Source organism: Actinomadura sp. BRA 177, assembly GCF_013372625.1.
In the GTDB taxonomy this organism is placed as follows: Bacteria; Actinomycetota; Actinomycetes; order Streptosporangiales; family Streptosporangiaceae; genus Spirillospora.
Genome location: NZ_JABXFD010000561.1, coordinates 1 through 24,426, shown reverse-complemented (window position 1 = coordinate 24,426; position 24,426 = coordinate 1). Strand labels below are relative to the sequence as shown.

Sequence of the window (24,426 nt, the reverse complement as noted above, 5' to 3'; positions counted from 1 at the left end):
TGCGTGGGCTCGGAGATGTGTCAAGAGGACAGGAATCGCCCATGGGGCAAACCTAGACGATCTACTCGCCGGTCAGCGCACGGAAGAAGTCTCGGATGTCGGTGACGAGCAGGTCCGGCTGCTCCAGCGCGGCGAAGTGCCCGCCGCGGTCGAACTCCGTCCAGTGGACGATCTTCTCGGTGCGCTCCGCGAGCGCCCGCACCGGCGGCGCCGCCTCGAACGGGAACACGGCCACCCCCGTCGGGACCTGCGACGGCTCGTCCCGCCCCCAGGTGCGGGACGCCTCGTAGTAGAGCTGCGCCGACGACCCGGCCGTGTTGGTCAGCCAGTAGAGGGTCACGTTGGTGAGGAGCGCGTCGCGGTCGACGCCGTGCTCGGTCCATTCGGTGAACTTCTCGGCGATCCAGGCGAGCTGCCCGGCCGGGGAGTCGGCGAGCCCGTAGGCGAGGGTCTGCGGGCGGGTCGACTGGACGGCCATGTAGCCGCCCATGTCCGAGGTGAAGCGCTCCAGCCCGGCCAGGCGCTCCCGGTCCGCGCCGGAGAGCCCCTCCGGGGAGCCGAACGTGAGCAGGAAGTTGAGGTGGACCCCGATCAGCCGCTCGGGGACGAGCCTGGCCAGCTCCCGGGACACGCCCGACCCGTAGTCGCCGCCCTGGGCGCCGTAGCGGTCGTACCCGAGCCGCTCCATCAGCTCGGCCCAGGCGCCGGCGATGCGCCGCAGGTCCCAGCCGGTTCCGGCGAGCGGGGTGGAGAAGCCGAAGCCCGGCAGGGACGGGACGACGAGGTGGAAGGCGTCGGCGGGATCGCCGCCGTGCGCGCGCGGGTCGGTCAGCGGGCCGATCACGTCGAGGAACTCGGCGATCGAGCCGGGCCAGCCGTGCGTGAGGAGCAGTGGCGTCGCGTCCGGCTCGGGCGACCGGACGTGCAGGAAGTGGACGCGCTGGCCGTCGATGCCGGTGACGAACTGCGGGTGCTCGTTCAGCCGCGCCTCGTGGACGCGCCAGTCGTAGTCGCCGGCCCAGTACTCGACCAGCTCGCGCAGCCGGTCCTCGGGGACGCCGCGCTCGGCGCCGGTCCCCGGGACCTGGCCGGGCAGCCGGGTCCGGGTGAGCCGCTCGCGGAGGTCGTCCAGGTCGGCCTGCGGGATCTCGATGCGGAAGGGGCGGATGTCGTCGCTCATGGAAGAAGGCTCTCGCCCCATGCGGCAAGATCTTTGCCGCATTCAGGAGAGAATCGGAAACATGCTCGAAGTCTCCGCCCGGCTGCTCCGCCTGCTGTCGCTCCTGCAGACCCGCCGCGACTGGACGGGCCCCGAACTCGCCGAGCGCCTCGGCGTCAGCGCCCGGACCGTCCGCTACGACATCGGCAAGCTGCGCGCCCTCGGCTACCCGGTGCACGCGGCCCCCGGCACGGCCGGCGGCTACCGGCTCGGCGCGGGCGCCGCGCTGCCGCCGCTCCTGCTGGACGACGAGGAGGCCGTGGCGGTCGCCGTCAGCCTGCGCACCGCCGCCGGCGGCACCGTCACGGGCATCGAGGAGACCTGCGTGCGGGCGCTCGCCAAGCTGGAGCAGGTCCTGCCGTCCCGGCTCCGCCGCCGGGTCGGCGCGCTGCACGGCTACACGACGCCGCTGGCGCCGGCGGGCCCCACCGTGGCGGCCGGGACCCTCGCCGCGATCGCCGCGGCGTGCCGCGACCACCGGCGGCTCAGGTTCGGCTACCGGCGCCACGACGGCTCCGGGACCGACCGGGACGTCGAGCCCTACCGGCTCGTCCACACGGGCCGCCGCTGGTACCTGGTCGGCTGGGACACGGTCCGCGACGACTGGCGCACGTTCCGCGTCGACCGGCTCGCCCTGCGCGTCCCGGAGGGCCCGCGGTTCGCCCCGCGCGCGGCGCCGCCCGCGGACCTCGTGCCGCGCGGCGTGGACGCCGCGCTCGCACGCCACCGGGCCCGCGTCACCGTCCGCGCGCCCGCGGCGGAGATCACGGCGCGGGTGCCGGCGTCCGTGCTCGTCGAGCCGCTGGACGAGGGCGCCTGCGTGGTCCACGCGGCCGGCGACACCCCGGAGCGGCCCGCCCGAGCTGGCGGACGCTTTGACCGTCATCGCCGCCCGCTGCGGGGCCGGTGTCAGCAGCCGCCGTGCGTGAGCGTCCAATCGTCCAGGAACGTCTGCACGTGGTAGTCGTAGAGGCCACCGTCCGTGAGGTATCCGCGGGCGGAGGCGTAGTCCTGCCCGCACGTCGCGTTGCCGGCCTCGATCGCCCAGCCGTCCGGGGCCGTGATGCCGTCGGCGGCGATCATGGCCAGGAAGTTCGCGTCGGCGTCGCCGTAGGCGGGCGGCGCGGCGTTCTGCGGCGGCCGGGTGATGGTGACGGTCGGCCGCGGCGCGGGCGGCGCCTGCTTCTGGGCGGGGGTCTGCGCCGGCGGCGCGGACGTGTGGTTCGCGGCCCTGCCGGCGTCGTGCGACTCCCCCGAGTCCAGTTTGATGAACGTGATGGCACCGGCGACCGCCACGACCGCCGCGATCAGCGCGACCGCTGCCACGATGATGGTCTGCCTCATGTCGTCCCCCCGACGGGCAGCTGCGAGGGACGGCCGTACGGGTCTCGCCCATCCCTCGCGCTGAGCGAGGCCCTACGCCTCCAGCGTGCGCGCGGCCGCGTCATCGCGGCCAGGGACACGTGTCCCGACCTGCTTGTTTCCGGTGTCCCAAGTGCCCCGGGACACTTCTGCGGGGTCAGCCGAGCTGGACGCCGAAGAACAGGGCGGCGAGGGCGCCGAGCATGCCGAGGGCTCCCCAGACCGCGAGGCCGGCCTTGGACTTGGCGCGGGTGTGCAGGAACGCCGCCACGCCCGACAGCAGGACGAAGACGAGCTTGACTTCGAGGGTGCGCTGCGCGGCGTCGCCCATGTCGCCCGCGGTGATGTTCCAGACGCCGGTGAGGACGAGGACGGCGAACGCAGGCCAGGCGACCATGTTGTACCGGCGGGCGGCGATCTTGGTGACGCCCTCGTAGCCGCGCAGCGCGGGCACGAGCGCGCCGAGCGTGATCTGGCCGCCGACCCAGATCGTCGCGGCGAGCACGTGCAGGAACAGGCGCACGTCGGCGGTGGTGAGGGCGAGCACGGAGGTCCTCCAGGGGGCCGGTCGTCGGTCGGTTTGTCCCGGGACGTTACCGTCCTCCCCGCCCTGGTCAGGCAGCACCCCGGGATTTGGGACCTTCGTCCCTAACGGCGGGCGCGCGGGGGTTCCACGCTGGACGCATGCAGCTCGACCAAAGCGGCCTGGAGATCCTCGGGGAGGATGAGTGCCGGGCCCTCCTGTCGCGCGCGGAGATCGGGCGGATCGTGTTCACCCACCACGCGCTGCCGGCCGTCCAGCCGGTCAACTTCGCGGTCAGTGACGGCGACATCGTGATCCGGACGTCGGGGACGTCGCGGCTGGCCAAGGCCGCCGCCGACACGATCGTCGCGTTCGAGATCGACGAGTTCGACACCGGCGCGGAGACGGGCTGGTCGGTGGTCGCGGTCGGCCCCGCGCGCCATGTCACCGACCCGGGCGACGCCGCCGCGCTGGAGGCCCTGCCGCTGCGCAGCTGGGCCCCCGGCGAGCGCGACCACTTCATCCGGATCCGGCCCGAGATGATCACCGGCCGCCGGATAGGCGGGCCCGTGCCCGCCGCCTCGTGACGCGCTGAGGATCTCCTGGGACGTTCGCCCCTGTTTCCGCCGCCGCGCGTCGAGAACCCTGGTGTCATGCACGCCATCGGAGAAGACCTGGAGATCCTCGGCCGCGCGGAGTGCGTGGCGCTGCTGCGGTCCGCGCCGGTCGGGCGCGTGGTCTACACCGATCAGGCCCTGCCCGCCATCCAGCCGGTCACCTTCGTGCTGGACGGCGACGAGGCCGTGGTCGTCCGCACCGCGCCGGGCTCGAAGTTCGACGCGGCGCTGCGCGGCGCCATCGTCGCGTTCGAGGTGGACGCGTTCGATCCGGCCGCCCGGACGGGCTGGTCGGTGACCGCGGTCGGGCAGGCCCGCGCGACCACTTCGTCCGCGTCCCGCTGTGGCGGGTCACCGGCCGCCGGATTCCGCCCGCCGGCTGATCCGTCCTGACCAGCGCGAACCGCTGTGGTCAAGAGCACAGTGTTGATCACCACAGCGCTGAATCGGACTTTGCGGTTCCGATTTACCTATGATCAAGCCGTGTACCTGACTCAGTCCACGGACCTGGCCCTGCGCGTGCTGATGCTGCTCGGGGCCCGCGACGAGCGGCGGTCCGCCGCCGATCTCGCCGCGCGCCTGCACGTGGCGCCGCAGCACATGGCGAAGATCGTGCAGCGGCTGCGCGGGCACGGGTTCGTCCGGACGTCCCGGGGCCGCGGCGGCCGGCGTCGTGCTCGCCGAGGAGATGCTCGGCCGGCCCGTCGGCGAGATCGTCCGGGCCCTGGAGGGTCCGGGCGAGGCCGTGGACTGCGACCATCCGCCGTGCCCGCTGCGCGGCGGCTGCCGGCTGCGCGGCGCGCTGCGGGCGGCGCAGGAGGCGTTCCTCGCCTCGCTGAACCAGGTGCGCCTCCGCGAGCTGGTGACCGATCCTCCGGAACCGGTCCTGCTCTCCCTGGCGCTGCCGGCGTCCGCGGCGGCGTCTCCCCCACAGGAAGGCCTCTGATGCCCGTCCGCTCCCGCCACTGAGACCAGCGCGGCGCCTCCGTACGACCCTCGGCTCCCCACAGTGCTGTGGCGTAGCTCACAGCTCTTATTGGCGCGTCGCCAATAAGATCGGCGGTCGTCCACCACGCGCACTCCCCCGCCGCCGCGGTCCGCGGCGGCCCCACAGGAAGGCTTCTGATGCTCTCGTCCGACCACGCCGAGACCGTGCGGGCCACGCTGCCCGCCGTCGGCGCCAACGGTGTTGAGATCACCGGCCGGTTCTACTCCGCGATGTTCGCCGCGCACCCCGAGCTGCGGCACCTGTTCAACCAGGGCAACCAGGCCAACGGCGAGCAGCGCCAGGCGCTCGCCGGCTCGGTGGCCGCGTTCGCCTCCCACCTGGTGAACCCCGACTCCGGGACGCCGTTCCAGCAGATGCTGCCGCGCATCGCGCACAAGCACGCCTCGCTCGGCATCCGCCCCGAGCAGTACACGATCGTCGGGCGCCACCTGATGAGCGCGGTCGCCGACGTGCTCGGCGACGCGGTGACGCCGGAGGTCCACGCGGCCTGGTCCGAGGTGTACTGGCTGTTCGCGACCCTCCTCATCGCCGAGGAGGCGCGCCTCTACCAGGAGGCCGCCTGCGATCCCGCCGTCCCGTACACGCCGTGGCGGGTCGTGGACCGGCGCGACGAGGCGGAGGACGTGGTCTCGCTGGTGCTGGCGCCCGCCGCCGGCGGCGAGGTCCCCGCGCACCGTCCCGGCCAGTACGTCTCCGTCGCGGTGACGCTGCCGGACGGCCTGCGCCAGCCCCGCCAGTACACGCTGTCGCGGGCGGCGGGCGACACGCTCCAGATCACCGTCCGGCGGGTGCGCGGCGAGGACGCCGCACCGGACGGCGCCGTCTCGGCGTACCTGTTCGACCACGCGGCGCCCGGCGACGAACTGGAGCTGTCCCGGCCGTTCGGCGACGTCGTGCTGGACGAGGAGGAGGCCCCGCTCGTCCTGATCAGCGCCGGCATCGGCATCACCCCCGCCGCGGCGATCATCGACCACCTGGCGGCGGCGGACGCGGGCCGCGAGGTCCTCGCCGTGCACGCCGACCGGAGCCCGCGCACGCACCCGCTGCGCCGGCAGATCGCCGAGGCGGGCGCGCGGATGGCCGGGTTCCGGCAGCTGACCTGGTACGAGGAGCCGGGCGACGCCGAGCTCGGCGAGGACGTCCGGCCCGGCCGCATCGACGTGGCGGCGCTGCCGCTGCCGGACAAGGCGCGCGTGTTCATGTGCGGGCCGCTGCCGTTCATGCGCGAGATCCGGCGGGGCCTGCTGGACGCGGGGGTGTCCGACGAGCGCATCCACTACGAGGTCTTCGGCCCCGACCTCTGGATCCGCTGACCCGCGACCCCGCATGACTGCGCTCCCACCCCGGCGCAGGGGTGGGAGCGTTTCGCCGTCACAGGGTCAGGGGCGCTCCACTCGCTCCCAGCCGCGGCGCGTCTCGTGCATGCCGAGGTGCTCGTCGCGGCTCCGGTAGACGATGTAGGGACGCGTCACGTAGCCGATCGGCGCGGTGAGCATGTGCACGAGCCGCGTGAACGGCCAGATGCAGAACAGCAGCAGGGCGCTGAGCGCGTGCAGCTGGAACAGGATGGGGACGCCGACCATGAGGTCCGGGTCCGGCTGCAGGTAGAACACCGACCGGAACCACGGGGAGACCGTCTCCCGGTAGTTGTAGCCGCCGCCGACGATGTTGGCGGCGACCGTCGCGGCCAGCCCGATGACGATCGTGCCGGCCAGCACCACGTACATCATCTTGTCGTTGCGGGTGGTGGCGAGGAAGACCGGGCCGACCGTCCGGCGCCGGTAGATCAGGATCGCGATCCCGGCCAGCGTGCAGAACCCGGCGATCGTGCCGAGGACCACGGCGACGATGTGGTACATGTGCTCGGTGACGCCGACCGCCTCGGTCCAGCTGTCCGGGATGATCAGCCCGCCGACGTGGCCGAGCGCGACGACGAGGATCCCGAAGTGGAACAGCGGGCTGCCGATGCGCAGCAGCCGCCGCTCGTACAGCTGGGACGAGCGGGTCGTCCAGCCGAACTTGTCGTAGCGGTACCGCCAGATGTGCCCGAGCACGAACACCGCGATGGTGACGTACGGCAGGGCGACCCACAGCAGGGTGCCGAGGACGCCCGCCTCGCCGCCGTTCTCCGCGGCGAGGACGGGCAGGGTGCTGGTCATGAGCGGGCTCCAACGACGGGATCGGGCAGCAGGACGGGACCCATGACGGCGGCGTCGGCGCCGTAGGGCGCGAGGCCGACCGTCTCCTCGGGCGGGCCCTCGGCGACGAGGCGGGCGACGGCCTCCTCGTTGCGGCCGGTGAGCGGCGGCAGCGTCGCCGACACCGCATCCACGACCGGTGCCCACGCCGACCCGGCCTCGGTGAGCGAGATCCGCAGCAGCTCCAGGCCGGCGCGGTGCTCGATGAGCAGCCGCCGCCCCTGCTCCGGGTCGCCCGTGGCGGCGAACTCCAGCACCACGGCCAGGTGGTCGGGCAGCTCGCCGTCGTCCAGGTCCAGCCCGGCCGCCTGGTACGCCTGCTTGAACCGCAGCAGCGCCATGCCCCGCTTGCGGGTGTCGCCGTAGGCGTAGTACGTCAGGTAGAGGCAGCACCGCTTGCGGTAGTCGAACGTGGCGACGTAGTCGGCGGCGAGGTCGCGCTGCGGCGTCGCGTCCAGGCGGTCGAGGACGCGGCCGAGCGGCGCCGCGACGGCGTCCGGCAGGCCCGCCACGGCGCGGCGCAGCAGCGGGCGCCGCGCCAGCAGCTCCTCGTCGGGGTAGCCGAGCAGCAGCGACGCCGCCTGCCAGGCGGTGGCCAGCTCGGCGTCGGTGAAGCCGGCCTTCTTCGGTGTCCTGATCCTCACGGCTTCGGCTCCGTTTCGGCGGCGCCCGAGTCGGCGGGCGGGTTGGTGCCGTCCGGTCCGACCTCCGAGGCGCCCTCGCGCTCGGGGAACAGCCCGGCGGGCGCGCCCTTGCCGTCCCAGTTGAGCAGGTTGACGCGCTTGTGCTTGTCGGCGGGATCGACCGGGCTGTCGGAGGTCTGCCGCGCCTGCAGCATCTGGAAGTTCTCCACCGCGATCGGGTTCGGCCGCCCGGACGCCTCCCCGAACGGGCCGGAGCCGCCGGGCAGCCCGGCGCCGCCCATGCCGGGCCCGCCCTCGTAGTTCAGGCTGCACTCGGTGGCGATCTCCTCCAGGCTGTGCGCCTCCTCGGCGTGCGCCGTCGGGATCACGTACCGCTCGTCGTACTTGGCGAGCGCCAGCAGCCGGTACATGTCGTACATCTCCTCGCCCGTCATCCCGACGTTCTCGGGGATGCCGAGATCGGGGTCGCGGCCGAGGTTGATGTCGCGCATGTAGCAGCGCATCGCCGCCAGCCGCCGCAGGACGGCGTCGACGGGGGCTGTGTCCCCGGCGGTGAACAGCTCCGCCAGGTACTCGACCGGGATGCGCAGCGCGTCGATCGCCGCGAACAGGTTCCCCCGGTCCTCGGCGTCGTGCCCGGTGTCGCGGACGACGTCCACGACCGGCGACAGCGGCGGGATGTACCAGACCATCGGCATCGTCCGGTACTCCGGGTGCAGCGGCAGCGCCACCTTGTAGGTGTTGATGAGCGCGTAGATCGGAGACCGCTGCGCGGCCTCGATCCAGTCCTGCGGGATGCCCTCCCGCTCGGCCGCCGCGATGACCTCCGGGTCGTTCGGGTCGAGGAACACGCCGCGCTGCGCCTCGTAGAGGTCGGTGTCGTCCGGCGTGGACGCGGCCTCCAGCACCTTGTCGGCGTCGTAGAGGATCAGGCCGATGTAGCGGAGCCGCCCCACGCAGGTCTCCGCGCACACCGTGGGCAGCCCGACCTCGATGCGCGGGAAGCAGAACGTGCACTTCTCGGCCTTGCCGGTCCGGTGGTTGAAGTACATCTTCTTGTACGGGCAGCCGGACACGCACATCCGCCAGCCGCGGCACTTGTCCTGGTCGACCAGGACGATGCCGTCCTCGGTGCGCTTGTAGATCGCGCCGGACGGGCAGGAGGCCGCGCAGGACGGGTTGAGGCAGTGCTCGCAGATCCGCGGCAGGTAGAACATGAAGGTCTTGTCGAACTCCATCTTCACCTTGTCGGAGATGTCCTTGAGCAGGACGTCCTTGTCGCCGTGCTCGATGGACCCGCCGAGGTCGTCGTCCCAGTTCGCCGACCAGGAGACCTTCATGTCCTTGCCGGACAGCAGCGACTTCGGCCGGGCGACCGGCGTGTGCTCCTGCAGCGGCGCGTTGGTGAGCGTCTCGTAGTCGTAGGTCCAGGGCTCGTAGTAGTCGTCGATCCCGGGCAGCTTCGGGTTGGAGAAGATCGTCAGCAGCTTGCGGAACCGGCCGCCGCCCTTGAGCGCGAGCCGGCCGCGCCGGTTCAGCGTCCAGCCGCCGCGCCACTTCTCCTGGTCCTCGTACTGCCGGGGGTAGCCCTGCCCGGGGCGGGTCTCGACGTTGTTGAACCAGACGTACTCGACGCCGCTGCGGTTCGTCCACGCCTGCTTGCAGGTGACCGAGCAGGTGTGGCAGCCGATGCACTTGTCGAGGTTCATGACCATCGACATCTGCGCCATGACGCGCATTTAGTACTGCACCTCCTGGGAGCGGCGGCGGATGACGGTGATCTCGTCGCGCTGGTTGCCGGTCGGCCCGAGGTAGTTGAACGCGAACGACAGCTGCGCGTACCCGCCGACGAGGTGACTCGGCTTGATCAGCAGCCGGGTCAGGGAGTTGTGGATGCCGCCGCGGCGGCCGGTGGTCTCCGCGCGCGGGACGTCGATCAGCTTGTCCTGCGCGTGGTACATGTACACGGTGCCCTCGGGCATCCGGTGCGAGACGATCGCGCGGGCGACGACGACGCCGTTGCGGTTGACCGCCTCGATCCAGTCGTTGTCGCGGACGCCGATCTTGGCCGCGTCCTCGCCGCTCATCCAGATCACCGGGCCGCCGCGCGACAGCGACAGCATGAACAGGTTGTCCTGGTACTCGGAGTGGATCGACCACTTGTTGTGCGGGGTGAGGTAGCGGACGGTCAGCCCCAGCTCGCCCGTCTCCCCCAGTTCCGGCTCGCCGAACAGGGCGGACATGTTGAGCGGCGGCCGGAACGTCGGCAGCTGCTCGCCCAGCTCGGCCATCCAGTCGTGGTCGAGGTAGAAGTGCTGGCGTCCGGTGAGGGTGTGCCAGGGCTTGAGGCGCTCGACGTTGATGGTGAACGGCGAGTAGCGGCGCCCGCCGCTCTCCGACCCCGACCATTCCGGGGACGTGATGACGGGCACGGGCGCGGCCTGGGTGTCGGCGAACGTGATCTGCTTGCCCTCGTGCTCGGCGGCGAGGTCGGCGAGCTGCGTGCCGGTGCGCTTCTCCACCGTCTTGAAGCCCTGGGTGGCCAGGTGCCCGTTCGTCGTCCCGGAGAACGCGAGGATCATCTCGCAGGCGTGCACGTCCCGCTTGAGCGACGGGCGCCCGTCGGCCGGGCCGCCGCGCACGACGCCGTTCTTGTGCTTGAGGTACTCGACCTCGCGCCCCAGTTCGAACGTGACGCCCTTGGTGGTCGCGCCGAGCCGCTCGGCGAGCGGGCCGAGCGCGGTCATCTTCGCCGCGATGGCCGGGTAGTCGCGCTCGACCGTGACGAGCTTCGGCATCGTCACGCCGGGGATCGGCTCGCACTCGCCCTTCGCCCAGTCGAGGACGCGGCCGTGCGGGGTCGCCATCTCGTCGGGGGTGTCGTGCAGCAGCGGCACGGCGACGACGTCCTTGCGGACGCCGAGGTGCCCCTCGGCGAGCCGGCTGAACGCGGTCGCGATGTCCTGGAACGCGCGCCAGTCGCTGCGCGTCTGCCACGGCGGCCCGATCGCCGGGTTGAACGAGTGCACGAACGGGTGCATGTCGGTCGTGTTCAGGTCGTGCTTCTCGTACCAGGTCGCCGCCGGCAGCACGATGTCGGAGTAGACGGTGGTGCTGGTCATCCGGAAGTCCAGCGACAGCAGCAGGTCGAGCTTGCCGGCGGGCGCCTCGTCCCGCCAGACGACCTCCTCGGGACGGACGTCCGGCGGCGTCTCCTCGGCCCGGACGGCGTCGGCGGCGCCGAGCAGGTGCCGCAGGAAGTACTCGTTGCCCTTGGCGGACGACCCGAGCAGGTTGGACCGCCAGACCGTCAGGACGCGGGGGAAGTTCTCCGGCGCGTCGGGGTCCTGGCAGGCGAACTTGAGCCGGTCCGCCTTCAGCTCCTCGACGATGTACTCGCCGGGCTGCTTCCCGGCGGCCTCCGCCTCGTCGGCGAGGGTCAGCGGGTTGCGGTCGAACGTCGGGTAGGACGGCATCCAGCCGAGCCGCGCCGCCTGCGCGATCACGTCGGCGGTGGAGCGCCCGGCGAACGTCCCGCCGCCGGTCGCGGCCGACAGCGCGCCGGCGTCGAACTGGTCGTAGCGGAACTGGTCGGTGTGCAGGTAGAAGAACGCGGTGCCGATCATCTGCCGGGGCGGGCGGGACCAGTCCAGCCCGAACGCCAGCTGCGCCCACCCGGTGACCGGGCGGACCTTCTCCTGCCCGACGTAGTGCGCCCAGCCGCCGCCGTTCACGCCCTGCCCGCCGGTCAGCGTGGTCAGCGCGAGGAACGTCCGGTAGATGGTGTCGGAGTGGAACCAGTGGTTGGTGCCCGCGCCCATGATGATCATCGAGCGGCCGCGGGTCTCCTCGGCGTTCGCGGCGTACTCGCGGCCGATCCGCTCGGCGGCCTGCGCCGGGACGCCGGTGAACGTCTCCTGCCAGGCCGGGGTGCCCGGCCCGGACGCGTCGTCGTACCCGGCCGGCCAGGAGCCCGGCAGGCCGTCCCGCCCGACGCCGTACTGGGCGAGCATCAGGTCGTACACGGTCGTGACCAGGTGGCCGCCGACGTTCCGCACGGGCACGCCGCGTCGGAGCGTGCCCGGCGCGCCGTCGATGCCGTCGAACCGGGCCAGCTCGATCTCGACCGCCTCGCCGCCCTCGTCCTCGTCCTCGACGGACAGCAGCGGGTCGGCGTCGCCCAGGTCCAGGTTCCACTTGCCCTGGCCGGCCTCGCCGTACCGGAAGCCGAGCGAGCCGTTCGGGACGAGCGGGTGCCCGGTGTTCGCGTCCAGCACCACGGTCTTGAACGCGGCGTGCTCGGACTGGGATTCGGCGCCCGGCAGGTCGGCGGCCGTGAGGAACTTGCCGGGGACGTACTTGCCGTCGCGCTCCTCAAGGCGCACCAGGAACGGCAGGTCGCTGTAGCGCTTCACATAGTCGGTGAAGTACGGGACCTGCCGGTCGACGAAGAACTCCTTGAGGACGACGTGGCCCATGGCCATCGCCAGGGCGCCGTCCGTGCCGGGCTGGGCGGCGAGCCACTCGTCGGCGAACTTGACGTTGTCGGCGTAGTCCGGGGACACCGCGACGACCTTCTGGCCCCGGTAGCGGGCCTCGGTCATCCAGTGCGCGTCCGGGGTGCGGGTCACCGGCAGGTTGGAGCCCCACATGATCAGGTATCCGGCGTCCCACCAGTCACCCGACTCGGGGACGTCGGTCTGGTCGCCGAACACCTGCGGGGACGCCACCGGCAGGTCGGCGTACCAGTCGTAGAACGACAGCATCGTGCCGCCGAGCATGGACACGAACCGGGCGCCGGACGCGTGCGACACCATCGACATCGCCGGGATCGGGGAGAACCCCGCGACCCGGTCGGGGCCGAACTCCTTGATCGTGTGGACGTGGGCGGCGGCAATCATCTCGGTCGCCTCGTCCCACGTCGCCCGGACCAGGCCGCCGCGCCCGCGCGCGTCCTTGTACGTGCGGGCCTTCTCCGGGTCGGAGACGATCTCGCGCCACGCCTCCACCGGGTCGCCCGTACGGGCCTTGGCCTCCCGGTACATCTCCAGCAGGACGCCGCGGACGTACGGGTACCGCACCCGCGTCGGCGAGTAGGTGTACCAGGAGAACGACGCGCCGCGCGGGCAGCCGCGCGGCTCGTACTCGGGACGGTCCGGGCCGACCGACGGGTAGTCGGTCTGCTGCGCCTCCCAGGTGATGATGCCGTCCTTGACGTACACCTTCCAGGAGCACGACCCGGTGCAGTTCACCCCGTGGGTGGACCGCACCACCTTGTCGTGCGACCAGCGGTCCCGGTAGAAGGCGTCCGCCTCGCGGCCGCCCTTCTTCGTCATCGTCCGCAGGTCCGGCGACACGCGCGTGCGGGTGAAGTACCTGCGCGTGCTCACCAGCGCGTCTTCCAGCGGGCCGTCCAATCCCGGCCGGCCGTTGGTCGAACTCAAGTCGGATCCCCTTCTTTTTCCATCAACCGGGACAAATCGCCTCCGGGTCGCATCATCCCGCCGATCACCGGCGGGATGACGCGATTTCAGGTCTCCTGGCGCGTCGCCACGGCGCGCCGGACGGTCGTCGCGGTGAACACCGCGGCCGCCGCCGCCACGAGCGAGAGCAGCAGCAGGCCGATCCGGTACTCCCCGAGGCTGCCCCAGAGGGCGCCCATCAGCAGCGGCGGGACGAACCCGCCGAGGCCGCCCGCGGCGCCGACCACGCCGGTGACCGCGCCGACCTTGTTCGCCGGGGCGAGCCGCGCGACCAGCGCGAACGTCGCACCGCTGCCGGCGCCGAGCGCGGCGGCCATGGTGAGGAACGCGATCGTCCCGACCGGCATCAGCGCGGGCGCGAACGACTGGATCACCGCGCCGGCCACCGTCACCGACAGCGCCACGGTCATCACCCGCACCGCGCCGAGCCGGTCCGACAGCCACCCGCCGACCGGCCGCATCAGCACGGCCAGCAGCACGAACCCGGCCATCCGGTTCGCCGCGTCCGCCTGCGACAGCTGGTACTCCGCCTTCAGGTACGTGGGCAGGTAGACCGAGAACGCGACGTAGCCGCCGAAGGCCACCGCGTAAAGGGCCGACATCTGCCAGGTGACGCCCATCCGCGCCGTCGCCGCCAGCCGCTTGGCGAGGGGCTCGGTCGGCGCGGTCCGTCCCGGCGCCTCCCGCAGGACGAACCACGCGGCGACCGCGTAGCCGGCGAGGAGGGCGGCCATCACCACGAACGGGGTCTGCATCCCGAACTTGTCGGCCTCCTTGACGGTGGTCAGCGCGCTGATCGCGGTGCCGCCCATGCCGGCGCCGAAGATCCCGATCGCGAGCCCGCGCCGCTCCGGCGGGAACCACGCGTTCACGAACGGCACCCCGATCGCGAACGCCGTCCCACCGATGCCGAGGAAGAACCCGCCGATCAGCAGCGCCGGCAGCGACGAGTGCCCGGCGAGCCCCAGATACAGGACGGGGATGATCGTGATCAGCGACACCGCGGGGAACATCACCCGCCCGCCGAACCGGTCGGTCAGCGCCCCCACCGGGATCCGCCCGAGCGACCCGACCACCACGGGCACCGCCACCAGCAGCGACTGCTCGAACGACGTCAGCTTCAGCGAGTCCATGAGCCCGGGCGCGAGCGGGCTCAGCAGCGCCCACGCCCAGAAGTTCACCGCGAACCCGAGGGTGGCCATCACCAGCATGACCCACGGCCGCCCGCTTCCGGCGGCGGCCTGCCCGGACCCCGCCGGCCCGGGCCCGGTTTCCTGCCGAGCTTCAGTCACCTGCCGCACCATTTCCATCGCTCCCAGCGCAGTGCCGTTGGGCCTTCCCCAACCCCGAGCGGGGTAACCATGATCGCCACCCCGCCGCTACACACCCTCCCGGACGCGGGAACACCTCAAAAGGGACCTTCGTCCTGACGAACGTCCTCGTGACGGACACCACCGGCCCCCGCCGGGGTCCACGCACGCGGCGCCGGTACTACCGTCCTTGGCAGGGGAGTTCGTGCGAGGTCACGGCGGGTCTGGAGGACGGGCAGTGGGCGATCATCGCGAGGTTGCGGAGGCGCTTCGGCGGGCCGGGGTCGGTGGGGTGGACGACTCGGTGCTGGCGCGGGCCATGTACTCGTCCGACGCGTCGCTCTACCAGGTGCCGCCCGCGGTTGTTGTGACGCCTCGGGAGGTCGGGGAGCTTCCGGTGGTGCTCGGGGTGTGCCGGGACGCCGGGGTGCCGCTGACGATGCGGGGCGGGGGGACGTCCATCGCGGGGAACGCGGTCGGGCCGGGCGTCGTGGTGGACGTCAGCCGGCACCTGAACCGGGTGCTGGAGATCGACGCCGAGGCGGGGACGGCGCTGGTCGAGCCGGGGATCGTGCAGGCGCGGCTGCATCAGGTGGCGGCGGAGCACGGGCTGCGGTTCGGGCCCGATCCGTCCACCCGGACGCGGGCCACGCTGGGCGGGATGATCGGCAACAACGCGTGCGGGTCGCGGGCCCTCGGATATGGGCGGACCAGCGACAACGTGCTCGGGCTCGATGTGGTCACCGGGTCCGGGGAGCGGCTCAGGCTCGGGGACGTGCCCGGTCCCGATGGGGGGAGCGACCTTCTTGAGCGGCTTCGCGGGGTGGTCGGCGAGAACCTGGCGCTGATCCGGACGGAGTTCGGGCGGTTCGGGCGGCAGGTGTCCGGCTACTCGCTGGAACATCTGCTGCCGGAGAAGGGGTTCGACGTCACGCGGGCGCTGGTGGGCAGCGAGGGGACGCTCGCGCTGACGCTGGCCGCGCGGGTGCGGATGGTGCGGGAGCCCGCGTGCCGGGTGCTGGTCGTCCTCGGGTACGGGTCGATGGCGGAGGCCGCCGATGCCGTGCCGGCGATCCTGCCGCACGGGCCGGTGGCGTGCGAGGGGCTCGACTCGCGGATCACCGGTGTGGTGCGGGAGCGGCGGGGCGCGGATGCCGTGCCGCCGTTGCCGAAGGGCTCCGGGTGGCTGCTCGTGGAGTTGGCCGGGGCGGAGATCGGGGCGCTGCGGGGCACCGCGCGGAAGGTCGCCGTTGAGTCCGGGTGCGTCGACTCCATGGTCGTGGAGGACATGGCGCTCGCCGATGCGCTCTGGCGGATCCGGGAGGACGGGTCCGGGCTCGTCGCGCGGACGCCCGATGGTGAGCAGGCGCATGCGGGGTGGGAGGACGCGGCCGTTCCGCCTGAACGGCTCGGCGCCTATTTGAGGGAGTTCGAGGCGCTGCTGGACGAGTACCGGCTGTTCGGCGTCCCGTACGGGCATTTCGGGGACGGCTGCATCCATGTGCGGATCGACTTCCCGTTCGGGCGGGCGAAGGGCAAGTCGGTCTTCCGCGACTTCCTGAACGAGGCGGCGGCGCTCGCGGCGCGGCACGGCGGGACCATGTCGGGCGAGCACGGCGACGGGCGGGCGCGCAGTGAACTGCTGCCGCACATGTACACGGCCGAGGCGCTGGCGTTGTGCGCGGCCGTCAAGGACGTGTTCGACCCCGAGGACGTGCTGAACCCGGGCGTGATCGTCCGTCCGGCGCCCGTGGACGAGGATCTGCGCGCGGTACAACTCGTCCCGCTGAACCGCGGTCTCGGTCTCGCCTACCGGGACGATCGCGGCGACCTGGCGCGTGCCGTGCACCGCTGCACGGGCGTGGGCAAATGCCGCGCCGACAACACGGCCGCCGGCGGCGTGATGTGCCCGTCCTACCTCGCGACCCGGGAGGAGAAGGACTCCACGCGGGGGCGGGCCCGCGTCCTGCAGGAGGTCGTCAGCGGGAAGCTGGGGCCGGACGGCTGGAAGTCCGACGCGCTCCACGACGTCCTCGACCTGTGCCTGTCGTGCAAGGGATGCGCGTCCGACTGCCCGACCGGCGTCGACATGGCGTCCTACAAGGCGGAGGCGCTGCACCGGCGGTATCGCAGGAGGATCCGGCCGCGCGCCCACTACGCGCTGGGCTGGCTCCCCCGCTGGACGCGGCTCGCGGCGAAGGCGCCCGCGTCGATCAAGGCGCTGAACGCGGTGATGCAGTCACGCGCTTTGAAGCCCCTGGTGGCGTGGAGCGCCGGGATCGACCGGCGTCGGACGCTGCCCGCGTTCGCGCCCGTGACGTTCCGGCGCTGGTTCACGTCCCACCGCAGCCCCGAGGGGCGCAACGGCGACGTCGTCCTGTTCGTGGACAGCTTCACCGACGCGTTCTCCCCCGACGTCGGGAAGGCGACCGTGCAGGTACTGGAGCACGCCGGCTACCGCGTGACAGTCACCGAGAACCCGGTCTGCTGCGGCATCACGTGGATCTCGACGGGCCAGCTGGACGGGGCGCGCGCGCAGGCCCGCCGGACCGTTCGCGCGCTCCTCCCCCACGTCCGGCGCGGCGCGAAGGTCGTCGGCATGGAGCCGTCCTGCACCGGCGTGCTGCGGTCGGACGCCGAGGAACTGCTGCGCGGCGTGGACGCCGCCGCCGCGCGCGAGGTGGCCGCCGCGACCCGCACGCTCGCCGAACTGCTCGCCGAGACCGGCGACTGGACGCCGCCCGACCTGTCCGGTGTGACGGGGATCGCGCAGCCGCACTGCCACCACCACGCCGTCATGGGCTGGACGAAGGACGCGGCCCTGCTGAAGAAGGCGGGCGCCGAGGTCGGCAGGCTCGGCGGCTGCTGCGGCCTCGCCGGCAACTTCGGCGTCGAGAAGGGCCACCACGACGTCTCGGTAGCGGTCGCCGAAACCCAACTCCTCCCGGCCGTCCGCAGAACCGGCGAGGACGAGGTAGTCCTGGCCGACGGCTTCAGCTGCCGCACCCAGCTAGCCGACCTAGCAAACCGCAACAGCGAACACCTGGCCCAACTCCTAGCCCGCCACCTCCCCCGTTAGCGGGGGGTTTGGAGGGTGCGGGAGAGGGTTAGGGCTGCCGTGTGGACGGCGGAGGCTACTACCGCCAGGCGCATTTTTGTTGACCAGCCTGATACTGACAGGGCGCCTAGGGCTCGGCCGTCCGAGCCCAGGACGGGGCTGGCGGCGCAGACGATTCCGGCGCCGGATTCCTCGCGGTCGTAGGCGACGCCCTCGCGGCGGATCCGTTCCAGTTCCTTTGTGAGCAGGCCCGGTGCAGCGACGCTTCGGCTGCTCGCCTTCGCCAGGCCCGCGTCCAGGACGGCCTGCACCGCGTCCGGTGAGGAGAACGCCAGGATCGCCTTGCCGACCCCCGTGACGTGCGCGGGGAGCCGGCCGCCGATCTGGGATGGCAGGCGCGGCCCGCCCGACGAGCCGAGGATCTCCACGTAGACGACCTCGGTGCCCTCCAGCACCGCCAGGTGGACGGTTTGCCGGGTCGCCTCCCGCAGGTCCGACATGTACGGGACGGCCGCGTCGCGCAGCACCCGCTGGCGCGGTACCCGCTGGCCGATCTCGAACAGCTTCAGGCCGAGCCGCACCCGCGTCCCGTCCCGTTCCAGGAGGCCCGCCTCGGCGAGGTCGAGGGCGATGCGGTGGGCGGTGGACTTGGGCAGGCCGCTGCGGCGGGCCAGCTCGGCGGCGCCGAGGCCGTCGTCGTCCCCCCGGAACGCGGTCAGCACCGCGACGGCGCGGCGCAGGAAGGTGTCGTCGGGCGGCATGCCGCCACTGTAGAAGAAGTGTCCCACCACGCGGGACGCGCGCGTTGCCGGGCGCGGCCGGGAGGGGGGAGGCTCGGCGGCAGACGACGAAAGGACGGCCCAATGGACCCGGGTTCCGTGGAGAAGGCGGCGGCGGCGCTGCTCGACGCGTACGCCACCCGCACTCCCATCTCGCCGCTGACCAAGGACCACCCGGACATGTCGGTGGCCGACGCGTACGCGGTGCAGCTCGCGCAGAGCGAGGCCTGGACCGCGGCCGGGGCGCGGATCAAGGGCCACAAGGTCGGGCTGACCTCGGCCGCGATGCAGCGCCAGATGGGCGTGGACCAGCCGGACTTCGGCGTCCTGCTGGACACGATGTTCCTGCAGGAGAGCGCCCCGATCGACACCGGCCGGTTCCTGCAGCCCCGGATCGAGCCGGAGATCGCGTTCGTGCTGGGCCGCCCGCTCGCCGGGCCCGGCGCGACCACGGCGGACGCCGTCGCCGCCGTCGAGTACGTGCTGCCGGCGCTGGAGGTCATCGACTCCCGCATCGCGGACTGGAAGATCACCCTGCCGGACACGATCGCCGACAACGCCTCCAGCGGCGGCGTCGTGCTCGGCACCCGCCCGGTCCGGCTGGACGACCAGGACCTGTCGCTGATGGGCTGCCTGCTGCGCCGCGACGGCGACCTGATCGACACCGGCGCGGGCGGCGCGGTGCTGGGCTCGCCGATCAACGCGCTGGTCTGGCTGGCCAACGTGCTCGGCGAGCGCGGCGTGGCGCTGGAGGCGGGGCACGTGGTGCTGCCCGGTTCGATCACCGCGGCGGTGCCGGTCGCGCCCGGTGAGACCCTGACGGCGACGTTCGCCGGGATCGGTTCCGTGACCGCCCGGTTCGGAAAGGAGGAGCAGGCATGAGCAAGCTGACGGCGGCCATCGTCGGGCCGGGCAACATCGGCACCGACCTGCTGGTCAAGCTGACGCGCAGCGAACTGATCGACGTCCACTCGATGATCGGGGTGGTGCCCGAGTCCGACGGCCTGGAGCGCGCCCGCAAGATGGGCGTCCAGGCGTCGGCGGAGGGCGTGGACTGGCTGCTGAAGCAGCCGGAGCTGCCCGACCTCGTGTTCGAGGCGACCTCGGCGAAGGCGCACTTGGCGAACGCGCCGCGCTATGAGGAGGCCGGGATCACCGCGATCGACCTGACGCCGGCCGCGGCGGGCCCGCTCGTGTGCCCGCCGGTGAACCTGGAGACGCTGTCGGACGCCCCGAACCTCAACATGATCACGTGCGGCGGGCAGGCGACGATCCCGATCGTGCACGCGGTGTCGTCGGTCGTCCCGGTCCCGTACGCGGAGATCGTCGCGTCGATCGCGTCCCGGTCCGCCGGTCCGGGCACCCGCGCGAACATCGACGAGTTCACCGAGACGACCGCCCGCGCGATCGAGCAGGTCGGCGGCGCCGGGCGGGGCAAGGCGATCATCATCCTGAACCCGGTCGACCCGCCGATGATCATGCGGGACACGGTGTTCTGCGCGATCCCGTCGGACGCCGACACCAAGGCGATCCAGGAGTCGATCGAGAAGATGGTGGCCGAGGTCGCCGTCTACGTCCCCGGCTACACGCTGCGCGCCGAGCCGCAGTTCGACGAGCCCCGCGACATCTGGAACGGGATGGCCCGGGTCGCGGTGTTCCTGGAGGTCCGCGGGAACGGCGACTACCTGCCGCCGTGGGCCGGCAACCTCGACATCATGACCGCGGCCGCCGCCCGGGTGGGCGAGCAGATCGCGCGCAGGAAGGTGGCATCATGAGCGCCGCGCAGGACACCCCGGCGAAGATCCGGATCACCGACTCGACGCTGCGGGACGGCAGCCACGCGATGGCGCACCGCTTCACCGAGGACCAGGTCCGCGGGGTCGTGCACGCGCTGGACTCGGCGGGCGTCGAGGTCATCGAGGTCACGCACGGCGACGGCCTCGGCGGCTCGTCCTTCAACTACGGCTTCTCGCTGGAGGACGACGTCAAGCTCGTCGCCGCCGCCGTGGACGAGGCGGCCCGCGCGAAGATCGCCGTCCTGCTGCTGCCGGGCCTCGGCACGGTCAACGACCTGAAGATGGCGCACGACGCGGGCGCCCGGGTGGCGCGGGTCGCGACGCACTGCACCGAGGCGGACGTGTCGCTGCAGCACTTCGCCGCCGCCCGCGATCTCGGCATGGAGACCGTCGGGTTCCTCATGCTGTCGCACCGGGTCGGGCCGCAGGAGCTGGCGAAGCAGGCGCGGATCATGGTGGACGGCGGCGCGCAGTGCGTGTACGTCGTCGACTCCGCGGGCGCGCTCGTCCTCGGCGACGCGCAGGAGCGGATCAGCGCGCTGGTCAAGGAGATCGGGCACGAGGCGCAGGTCGGGTTCCACGGGCACCAGAACCTGTCGCTGGGCGTGGCGAACTCGGTGCTGGCGCAGCAGAACGGCGCGCTGCAGATCGACGGGGCGCTGTGCGCGCTCGGCGCGGGCGCGGGCAACTCCCCCACCGAGGTGCTCGTCGCGACGTTCGAGCGGCTCGGCGTCCCGACGGGCGTGGACGTGCAGGGCGCGATGGCCGCGGCGGACGACGTCGTGAAGCCGTTCCTGCACCGGCTGCCGTTCGCCGACCGGGGCGCGATCACGCAGGGGTACGCGGGCGTGTACTCCAGCTTCCTGCTGCACGCCGAGCGGGCCGCCGAGCGCTACGGCGTCCCGGCGCACGAGATCCTGCAGAAGGTCGGCGAGGCCGGCTACGTGGGCGGCCAGGAGGACATGATCATCGACGTGGCGATGCAGCTGCGCGCCGAGCGCGAGCGCGCGACGTCCTGACCCTCAGGTCAGGGGGCTCGCGCCGAGATCGTCGAGGAGGGCGCGGGGGCCGTCGTACACGGCCGCCGCGCCCGCTTCCTGGAGTTCGTCCCGGCTCCAGCCGCCGCTGAGGACGCAAACGCACGGCATTCCGGCGCGTGCGGCGGCCTCGACGTCCCATCGGGTGTCGCCGACGAACACGGCGCGGTCGGCCGGTACTCCGGCACGTTCCAGCGCCAGCTGCACCAGGTCGGGGGACGGCTTGCTCTCCTCCACCTCCGACGCGGACGTGGCCTCGTCGATCGCGTCGTCGGCGTCCAGCGCCGCGCGCAGCGCCTTCAGTTCTGGGACGGCGGCGGAGCTGGCGAGGACGACCCGGTTCCCCCAGCCGGCGCAGGCCCGCAGCAGGTCGGCGGCGCCGTCGAAGGGCGTGAGCCGCGACCAGTACTGCGCGTACAGGGCGGTGTGCGCGGACCGGATCGCGTCGTCGGCGTCGCGGTCGCGGCCGTCCGGCAGCAGGTGGTCGAGCAGCTTGTCGGAGCCCATGCCGATCGCCCGGTGGATGTTCCCCATCGGGACCGTGTGGCCGTACTGCAGGAACGCCTGCCACCACGTGGTGGCGTGCAGGTAGTTGGTGTCGACCAGCGTCCCGTCGACGTCGAAGAGCACGGCATCGATCATGACCTGGCCCTACCCGCTCCTACGGGTGCCAGTCGTGGAGTTCGTCGATGGCGTCCTGGACGGTCGGGCGCGTCTCCAGGACGGCCTGTCCGGGGAACGCCGCGCAGGCGTCGGGGTAGTGCGCGGCGATCAGGAACCCGCCGGCCCGGCGGATGCGGCCCGCGCCGTCGATCAGCGCGCCGACGCCGACGGAGTCGCAGCCGATGACGCCCTGCAGGTCCATGGCGACGAGGACGCGGCCCTCCAGCCGCCCGATGCGGTCGAGCCAGCGGTTCAGCCGGGGCACGTTGTCGGTGACGAGGTGGCCGCCCAGCCGGAGGACGATGCAGCGCCGCTCGACCGTGATGTCGATCGAGAGCGGGCGGGCGGTCACCGCGTCTCCGGTCACCTCACGCCTCCGAGCGGGCACCGCGTCTCGTCCTGGCGCCCTCATACTTGCACAGTGCAAAGGTGCCCGGAAGGCGTTCCGCGGCGATGATCTTTGCACGCTGCAAGGGTTGGGATAGCTTGGCGGGATGACCCACGAGGACCCCGCCGGCGGGCCGGACGCGCCGACTCCTCGCGGGCGGGAGCGCCGGGACCAGCTCGTGCGGATCGGTCTCGACCTGCTCGCCGAGGGCGGCTGGCCCGCGGTCACCGCGCGGGCCGTCACCGACCGCGCGCGCACCCGGCCGGGCCTGCTGCACCACTACTTCAACGGGCTGCCGGGCCTGCACGTCGCGGTCGCGCAGCGCGCCAGCGAGATGATCATCGACCCGGTGGTGGACGCGCTGCTCGCCGCGCCCGACACCGCGGCCGCGCTGCGCACGCTGCGCGACCTCGTGCCGCGCATGGCGGCGGGCGAGCGCAACCTGCGGCTCGCCGCCGAGCTGCTGGTCCGGGCGCTGCGCGACCCGCGGATGGCGGCCGAGCGGCGGGACTGGTCGCGGACCGTCCGGGCCAGGATCGCCGCGCGGCTCGGCCACCTGTGCCCGGACTGGCCCGCCGAGCGCCGCGAGGGCACCGCCCTGCTGTTCACCGCGATGCTGGACGGCCTGCTGCTGCAGCTGATCCTCGACCCGGACCTGCCGACGGCCCCGGCCCTGAACGCGACCGAGGCCCTCGTGGCGGAGTAGCGGCTACTCGCCGGATGCGCGGACGACGGCGACCGGGCAGGGGGCGTAGTAGAGCAGCGCGTGGCTGACCGAGCCGAGCATCAGGCCGCGGAAGCCGCCGAGCCCGCGCGATCCGGCGACGACGAGCCGGGCGCCCGCCGCTGCTTCGAGCAGCACCTGGCGGGGCGGCCCGGTCACCACCTCGGTCCGGGCGGGGACGTCCGGGTACTTCTCCCGCCACGGCGCCACGAGCCGGGCGAGCCGCTCCGCCGCGAACTCGCGCAGCCCGTCGGCGTCCAGCAGCGGGACGGGGCCGGGGTCGGCGTCGGCGGGCCAGGCGGCGACCGCCAGGACCTCCGCGCCGCGCAGCCGCGCCTCGGCGAACGCCAGCCCGAGCGCCTCCAGCGAGGGCGCGGAGCCGTCCACGCCCACGACGACGGGCCCCTCGTCCGCGCACTGCCGGACGACCACGACCGGGCAGGCCGCGTGCGAGGCCAGTTCCACGCCCGTCGAGCCGAGCATCAGGCCGCGGAAGCCGCCGAGCCCGCGCGAGCCGGCGACGACGAGCCCGGCGCCGCCGGCGGCCTCCAGCAGCGCGGTCGTCGGCCCGCCCCGGCCGAGCACCGCGCGCACGTCCTCGGTCTCCTCGCGGGCGTGCCGCACGCCCTCCTGCGCGATCAGCTCGGCTCCGGCCCGCAGGTCGTCGACGGGGATCGCCCGCGGCCCCACCGCCGCGAACGTCTCCCAGGCGTGCGCCACGGTCAGCGGCACGCCCCGCAGCCGCGCCGCCTCGGCCGCCCACCGCACGGCCGCCTCGCTCTGCTCGGACCCGTCATAGCCCGCGACCACACCGCGTCGGTCGGTCATCATCGCTCCCTTCGCGCGCTTCCCCCTATCCTTGCCGAGCGGGGACGCGCCGGTCAGGGCCGGGGGTCCGCGCTTCCCGGGACCTTGGTCCCGGCACGATCGCGACGGTGCGGGCGGCGCGGCGCAGCATCGCGGTGGCGGTCGCGCCGAGCGGCTCGAAACCGGTGCCGCGGTCCCCGAGCACGACCAGGCCGGCGTCGGCGGCGGCGTCCCGCAGGGCGTCGAAGGGGCTCTCCAGCAGCGGCGACGCCTCGATGCGCAGGCCCGGGTGGCGGCGGCGCAGCGGCTCGACGGCCTCGTCCAACTCGGCGGCGCGGGTCTTCTCCAGCAGCTCCCGGTCGTGGAACAGCGCGAGCTCGGACTCGGCGACCGCGCTGGGCTCCCAGCAGCCGTGCACGACGCGCAGGTCCCAGCCGCGCAGCGCCGCCTCCTCGGCGGCGAAGTCGAGGGCGGCCGTGCAGCCGGACGACCCGTCGGCGCCCACGACGACCCGGCGCGGCGCCGTCCCGCCCCGGACGGCGACCACCGGGCGCGGCGACCGCGCGGACAGCTCCACCGCCGTCTCCCCGGCGTCCGGCCGTCCGGGGGCGCCGATCACGACCAGCTCCGCCCCGGCGGCCGCGCGCAGCACCTGTATCTTCTACACATCTGACGATGCCGACGAAGAGGTTAGTGTTGATCTCGGTTGTCGCCGTCTCCCCTGAAACAAACAACAACACGACAGTAACATCTCACCACGTCTTGCTCCAACACACTAACACTCGACCCACTCCTACACTAACAGCATG

The 24,426-nt window shown here is 72.9% G+C and carries 23 protein-coding genes and 1 pseudogene; 11 read left to right on the top strand and 13 right to left on the bottom strand.

Annotated features, from left to right (window positions below):
* Positions 1 to 61 precede the first annotated feature (61 nt).
* On the bottom strand, positions 62 to 1,180 hold the full coding sequence (locus HUX53_RS31770) for an epoxide hydrolase family protein (RefSeq protein ID WP_176406903.1): 1,119 nt from the start codon (positions 1,178 to 1,180) through the stop codon (positions 62 to 64).
* A gap of 61 nt (positions 1,181 to 1,241) precedes the next feature.
* Here HUX53_RS31770 and HUX53_RS31765 point away from each other — a divergent pair, with 61 nt between their 5' ends.
* Complete coding sequence (locus HUX53_RS31765) at positions 1,242 to 2,183, top strand: YafY family protein (RefSeq protein WP_176406902.1); 942 nt, start codon at positions 1,242 to 1,244, stop codon at positions 2,181 to 2,183.
* Here the strand turns inward: HUX53_RS31765 and HUX53_RS31760 are convergent.
* Together HUX53_RS31760 and HUX53_RS31755 are read right to left on the bottom strand one after the other, a co-directional pair.
* Positions 2,129 to 2,563, bottom strand: a complete 435-nt coding sequence (locus HUX53_RS31760; protein WP_176406901.1) for a hypothetical protein — start codon at positions 2,561 to 2,563, stop codon at positions 2,129 to 2,131. The genes HUX53_RS31765 and HUX53_RS31760 overlap by 55 nt on opposite strands.
* A gap of 175 nt (positions 2,564 to 2,738) precedes the next feature.
* Positions 2,739 to 3,128 (bottom strand): hypothetical protein, encoded by a 390-nt coding sequence (locus HUX53_RS31755; protein ID WP_176406900.1) that lies wholly within the window; start codon positions 3,126 to 3,128, stop codon positions 2,739 to 2,741.
* A 137-nt stretch (positions 3,129 to 3,265) separates the two neighbouring features.
* Here HUX53_RS31755 and HUX53_RS31750 point away from each other — a divergent pair, with 137 nt between their 5' ends.
* From HUX53_RS31750 to HUX53_RS31735, 5 genes and pseudogenes are all read left to right on the top strand, one after another.
* Complete coding sequence (locus tag HUX53_RS31750) at positions 3,266 to 3,691, top strand: pyridoxamine 5'-phosphate oxidase family protein (protein WP_176406899.1); 426 nt, start codon at positions 3,266 to 3,268, stop codon at positions 3,689 to 3,691.
* Between the two features lie 66 nt (positions 3,692 to 3,757).
* Complete coding sequence (locus HUX53_RS31745; protein ID WP_176406898.1) at positions 3,758 to 4,114, top strand: pyridoxamine 5'-phosphate oxidase family protein; 357 nt, start codon at positions 3,758 to 3,760, stop codon at positions 4,112 to 4,114.
* 132 nt (positions 4,115 to 4,246) lie between these two features.
* Positions 4,247 to 4,336: pseudogene (locus HUX53_RS41815) on the top strand (hypothetical protein); the annotation flags it as partial.
* A 58-nt stretch (positions 4,337 to 4,394) separates the two neighbouring features.
* The gene (locus HUX53_RS41810) at positions 4,395 to 4,667 is read left to right on the top strand and encodes an Rrf2 family transcriptional regulator (RefSeq protein ID WP_309237528.1); all 273 of its coding nucleotides are present in this window, start codon (positions 4,395 to 4,397) and stop codon (positions 4,665 to 4,667) included.
* A gap of 179 nt (positions 4,668 to 4,846) precedes the next feature.
* The gene (locus tag HUX53_RS31735) at positions 4,847 to 6,043 is read left to right on the top strand and encodes a globin domain-containing protein (protein WP_176406897.1); all 1,197 of its coding nucleotides are present in this window, start codon (positions 4,847 to 4,849) and stop codon (positions 6,041 to 6,043) included.
* Between the two features lie 66 nt (positions 6,044 to 6,109).
* Here HUX53_RS31735 and narI read toward each other — a convergent pair whose 3' ends face one another.
* The 5 genes from narI to HUX53_RS31710 all read right to left on the bottom strand — a co-directional run bounded on the left by narI (position 6,110) and on the right by HUX53_RS31710 (position 14,347).
* Entirely contained in the window at positions 6,110 to 6,889 is a 780-nt protein-coding gene (narI, locus tag HUX53_RS31730) for a respiratory nitrate reductase subunit gamma (protein ID WP_176406896.1), read from the bottom strand.
* On the bottom strand, positions 6,886 to 7,572 hold the full coding sequence (gene narJ, locus HUX53_RS31725; protein ID WP_309237527.1) for a nitrate reductase molybdenum cofactor assembly chaperone: 687 nt from the start codon (positions 7,570 to 7,572) through the stop codon (positions 6,886 to 6,888). Before narJ ends, narI begins: the two co-directional genes overlap by 4 nt.
* On the bottom strand, positions 7,569 to 9,311 hold the full coding sequence (gene narH, locus HUX53_RS31720; RefSeq protein WP_176406895.1) for a nitrate reductase subunit beta: 1,743 nt from the start codon (positions 9,309 to 9,311) through the stop codon (positions 7,569 to 7,571). The genes narJ and narH overlap by 4 nt, the downstream gene beginning before the upstream one ends.
* Positions 9,312 to 12,962: a nitrate reductase subunit alpha gene (locus HUX53_RS31715; protein ID WP_309237529.1), complete on the bottom strand. Its 3,651-nt coding sequence runs from the start codon at positions 12,960 to 12,962 to the stop codon at positions 9,312 to 9,314.
* Positions 12,963 to 13,102: 140 nt separating this feature from the next.
* Positions 13,103 to 14,347, bottom strand: coding sequence for an MFS transporter (locus HUX53_RS31710; RefSeq protein ID WP_309237526.1), 1,245 nt, complete (start codon positions 14,345 to 14,347; stop codon positions 13,103 to 13,105).
* 256 nt (positions 14,348 to 14,603) lie between these two features.
* Here HUX53_RS31710 and HUX53_RS31705 point away from each other — a divergent pair, with 256 nt between their 5' ends.
* The gene (locus tag HUX53_RS31705; protein ID WP_309237525.1) at positions 14,604 to 17,444 is read left to right on the top strand and encodes an FAD-linked oxidase C-terminal domain-containing protein; all 2,841 of its coding nucleotides are present in this window, start codon (positions 14,604 to 14,606) and stop codon (positions 17,442 to 17,444) included.
* Here HUX53_RS31705 and HUX53_RS31700 read toward each other — a convergent pair.
* Positions 17,441 to 18,184 (bottom strand): IclR family transcriptional regulator, encoded by a 744-nt coding sequence (locus HUX53_RS31700; protein WP_176406893.1) that lies wholly within the window; start codon positions 18,182 to 18,184, stop codon positions 17,441 to 17,443. The two genes, HUX53_RS31705 and HUX53_RS31700, sit on opposite strands and share 4 nt — an antisense overlap.
* 102 nt (positions 18,185 to 18,286) lie before the next feature.
* Between HUX53_RS31700 and HUX53_RS31695 the strand changes: the two genes are divergently transcribed.
* The 3 genes from HUX53_RS31695 to dmpG are packed head-to-tail and all read left to right on the top strand — an operon-like array spanning position 18,287 to position 21,017.
* Positions 18,287 to 19,084, top strand: coding sequence for a 2-keto-4-pentenoate hydratase (locus HUX53_RS31695; protein WP_176406892.1), 798 nt, complete (start codon positions 18,287 to 18,289; stop codon positions 19,082 to 19,084).
* Positions 19,081 to 19,977 carry an acetaldehyde dehydrogenase (acetylating) gene (locus tag HUX53_RS31690; RefSeq protein ID WP_176406891.1) on the top strand — a complete coding sequence of 299 codons (897 nt, stop codon included), beginning with the start codon at positions 19,081 to 19,083 and terminating at the stop codon, positions 19,975 to 19,977. The genes HUX53_RS31695 and HUX53_RS31690 overlap by 4 nt, the downstream gene beginning before the upstream one ends.
* Positions 19,974 to 21,017: a 4-hydroxy-2-oxovalerate aldolase gene (gene dmpG, locus HUX53_RS31685; RefSeq protein ID WP_176406890.1), complete on the top strand. Its 1,044-nt coding sequence runs from the start codon at positions 19,974 to 19,976 to the stop codon at positions 21,015 to 21,017. The genes HUX53_RS31690 and dmpG overlap by 4 nt, the downstream gene beginning before the upstream one ends.
* A 3-nt stretch (positions 21,018 to 21,020) precedes the next feature.
* Here dmpG and HUX53_RS31680 read toward each other — a convergent pair whose 3' ends face one another.
* Together HUX53_RS31680 and HUX53_RS31675 are read right to left on the bottom strand one after the other, a co-directional pair.
* Positions 21,021 to 21,677 (bottom strand): HAD family hydrolase, encoded by a 657-nt coding sequence (locus HUX53_RS31680; protein ID WP_176406889.1) that lies wholly within the window; start codon positions 21,675 to 21,677, stop codon positions 21,021 to 21,023.
* A gap of 19 nt (positions 21,678 to 21,696) precedes the next feature.
* On the bottom strand, positions 21,697 to 22,065 hold the full coding sequence (locus tag HUX53_RS31675) for an STAS domain-containing protein (protein WP_176406888.1): 369 nt from the start codon (positions 22,063 to 22,065) through the stop codon (positions 21,697 to 21,699).
* Positions 22,066 to 22,192: 127 nt separating this feature from the next.
* Here HUX53_RS31675 and HUX53_RS31670 point away from each other — a divergent pair, with 127 nt between their 5' ends.
* The gene (locus HUX53_RS31670; protein ID WP_176406887.1) at positions 22,193 to 22,792 is read left to right on the top strand and encodes a TetR/AcrR family transcriptional regulator; all 600 of its coding nucleotides are present in this window, start codon (positions 22,193 to 22,195) and stop codon (positions 22,790 to 22,792) included.
* A gap of 3 nt (positions 22,793 to 22,795) precedes the next feature.
* Here HUX53_RS31670 and HUX53_RS31665 read toward each other — a convergent pair whose 3' ends face one another.
* Both HUX53_RS31665 and HUX53_RS31660 read right to left on the bottom strand, forming a co-directional pair.
* Complete coding sequence (locus HUX53_RS31665) at positions 22,796 to 23,638, bottom strand: universal stress protein (RefSeq protein WP_176406886.1); 843 nt, start codon at positions 23,636 to 23,638, stop codon at positions 22,796 to 22,798.
* Between the two features lie 25 nt (positions 23,639 to 23,663).
* Complete coding sequence (locus HUX53_RS31660) at positions 23,664 to 24,269, bottom strand: universal stress protein (protein ID WP_176406885.1); 606 nt, start codon at positions 24,267 to 24,269, stop codon at positions 23,664 to 23,666.
* Positions 24,270 to 24,426 lie beyond the last annotated feature (157 nt).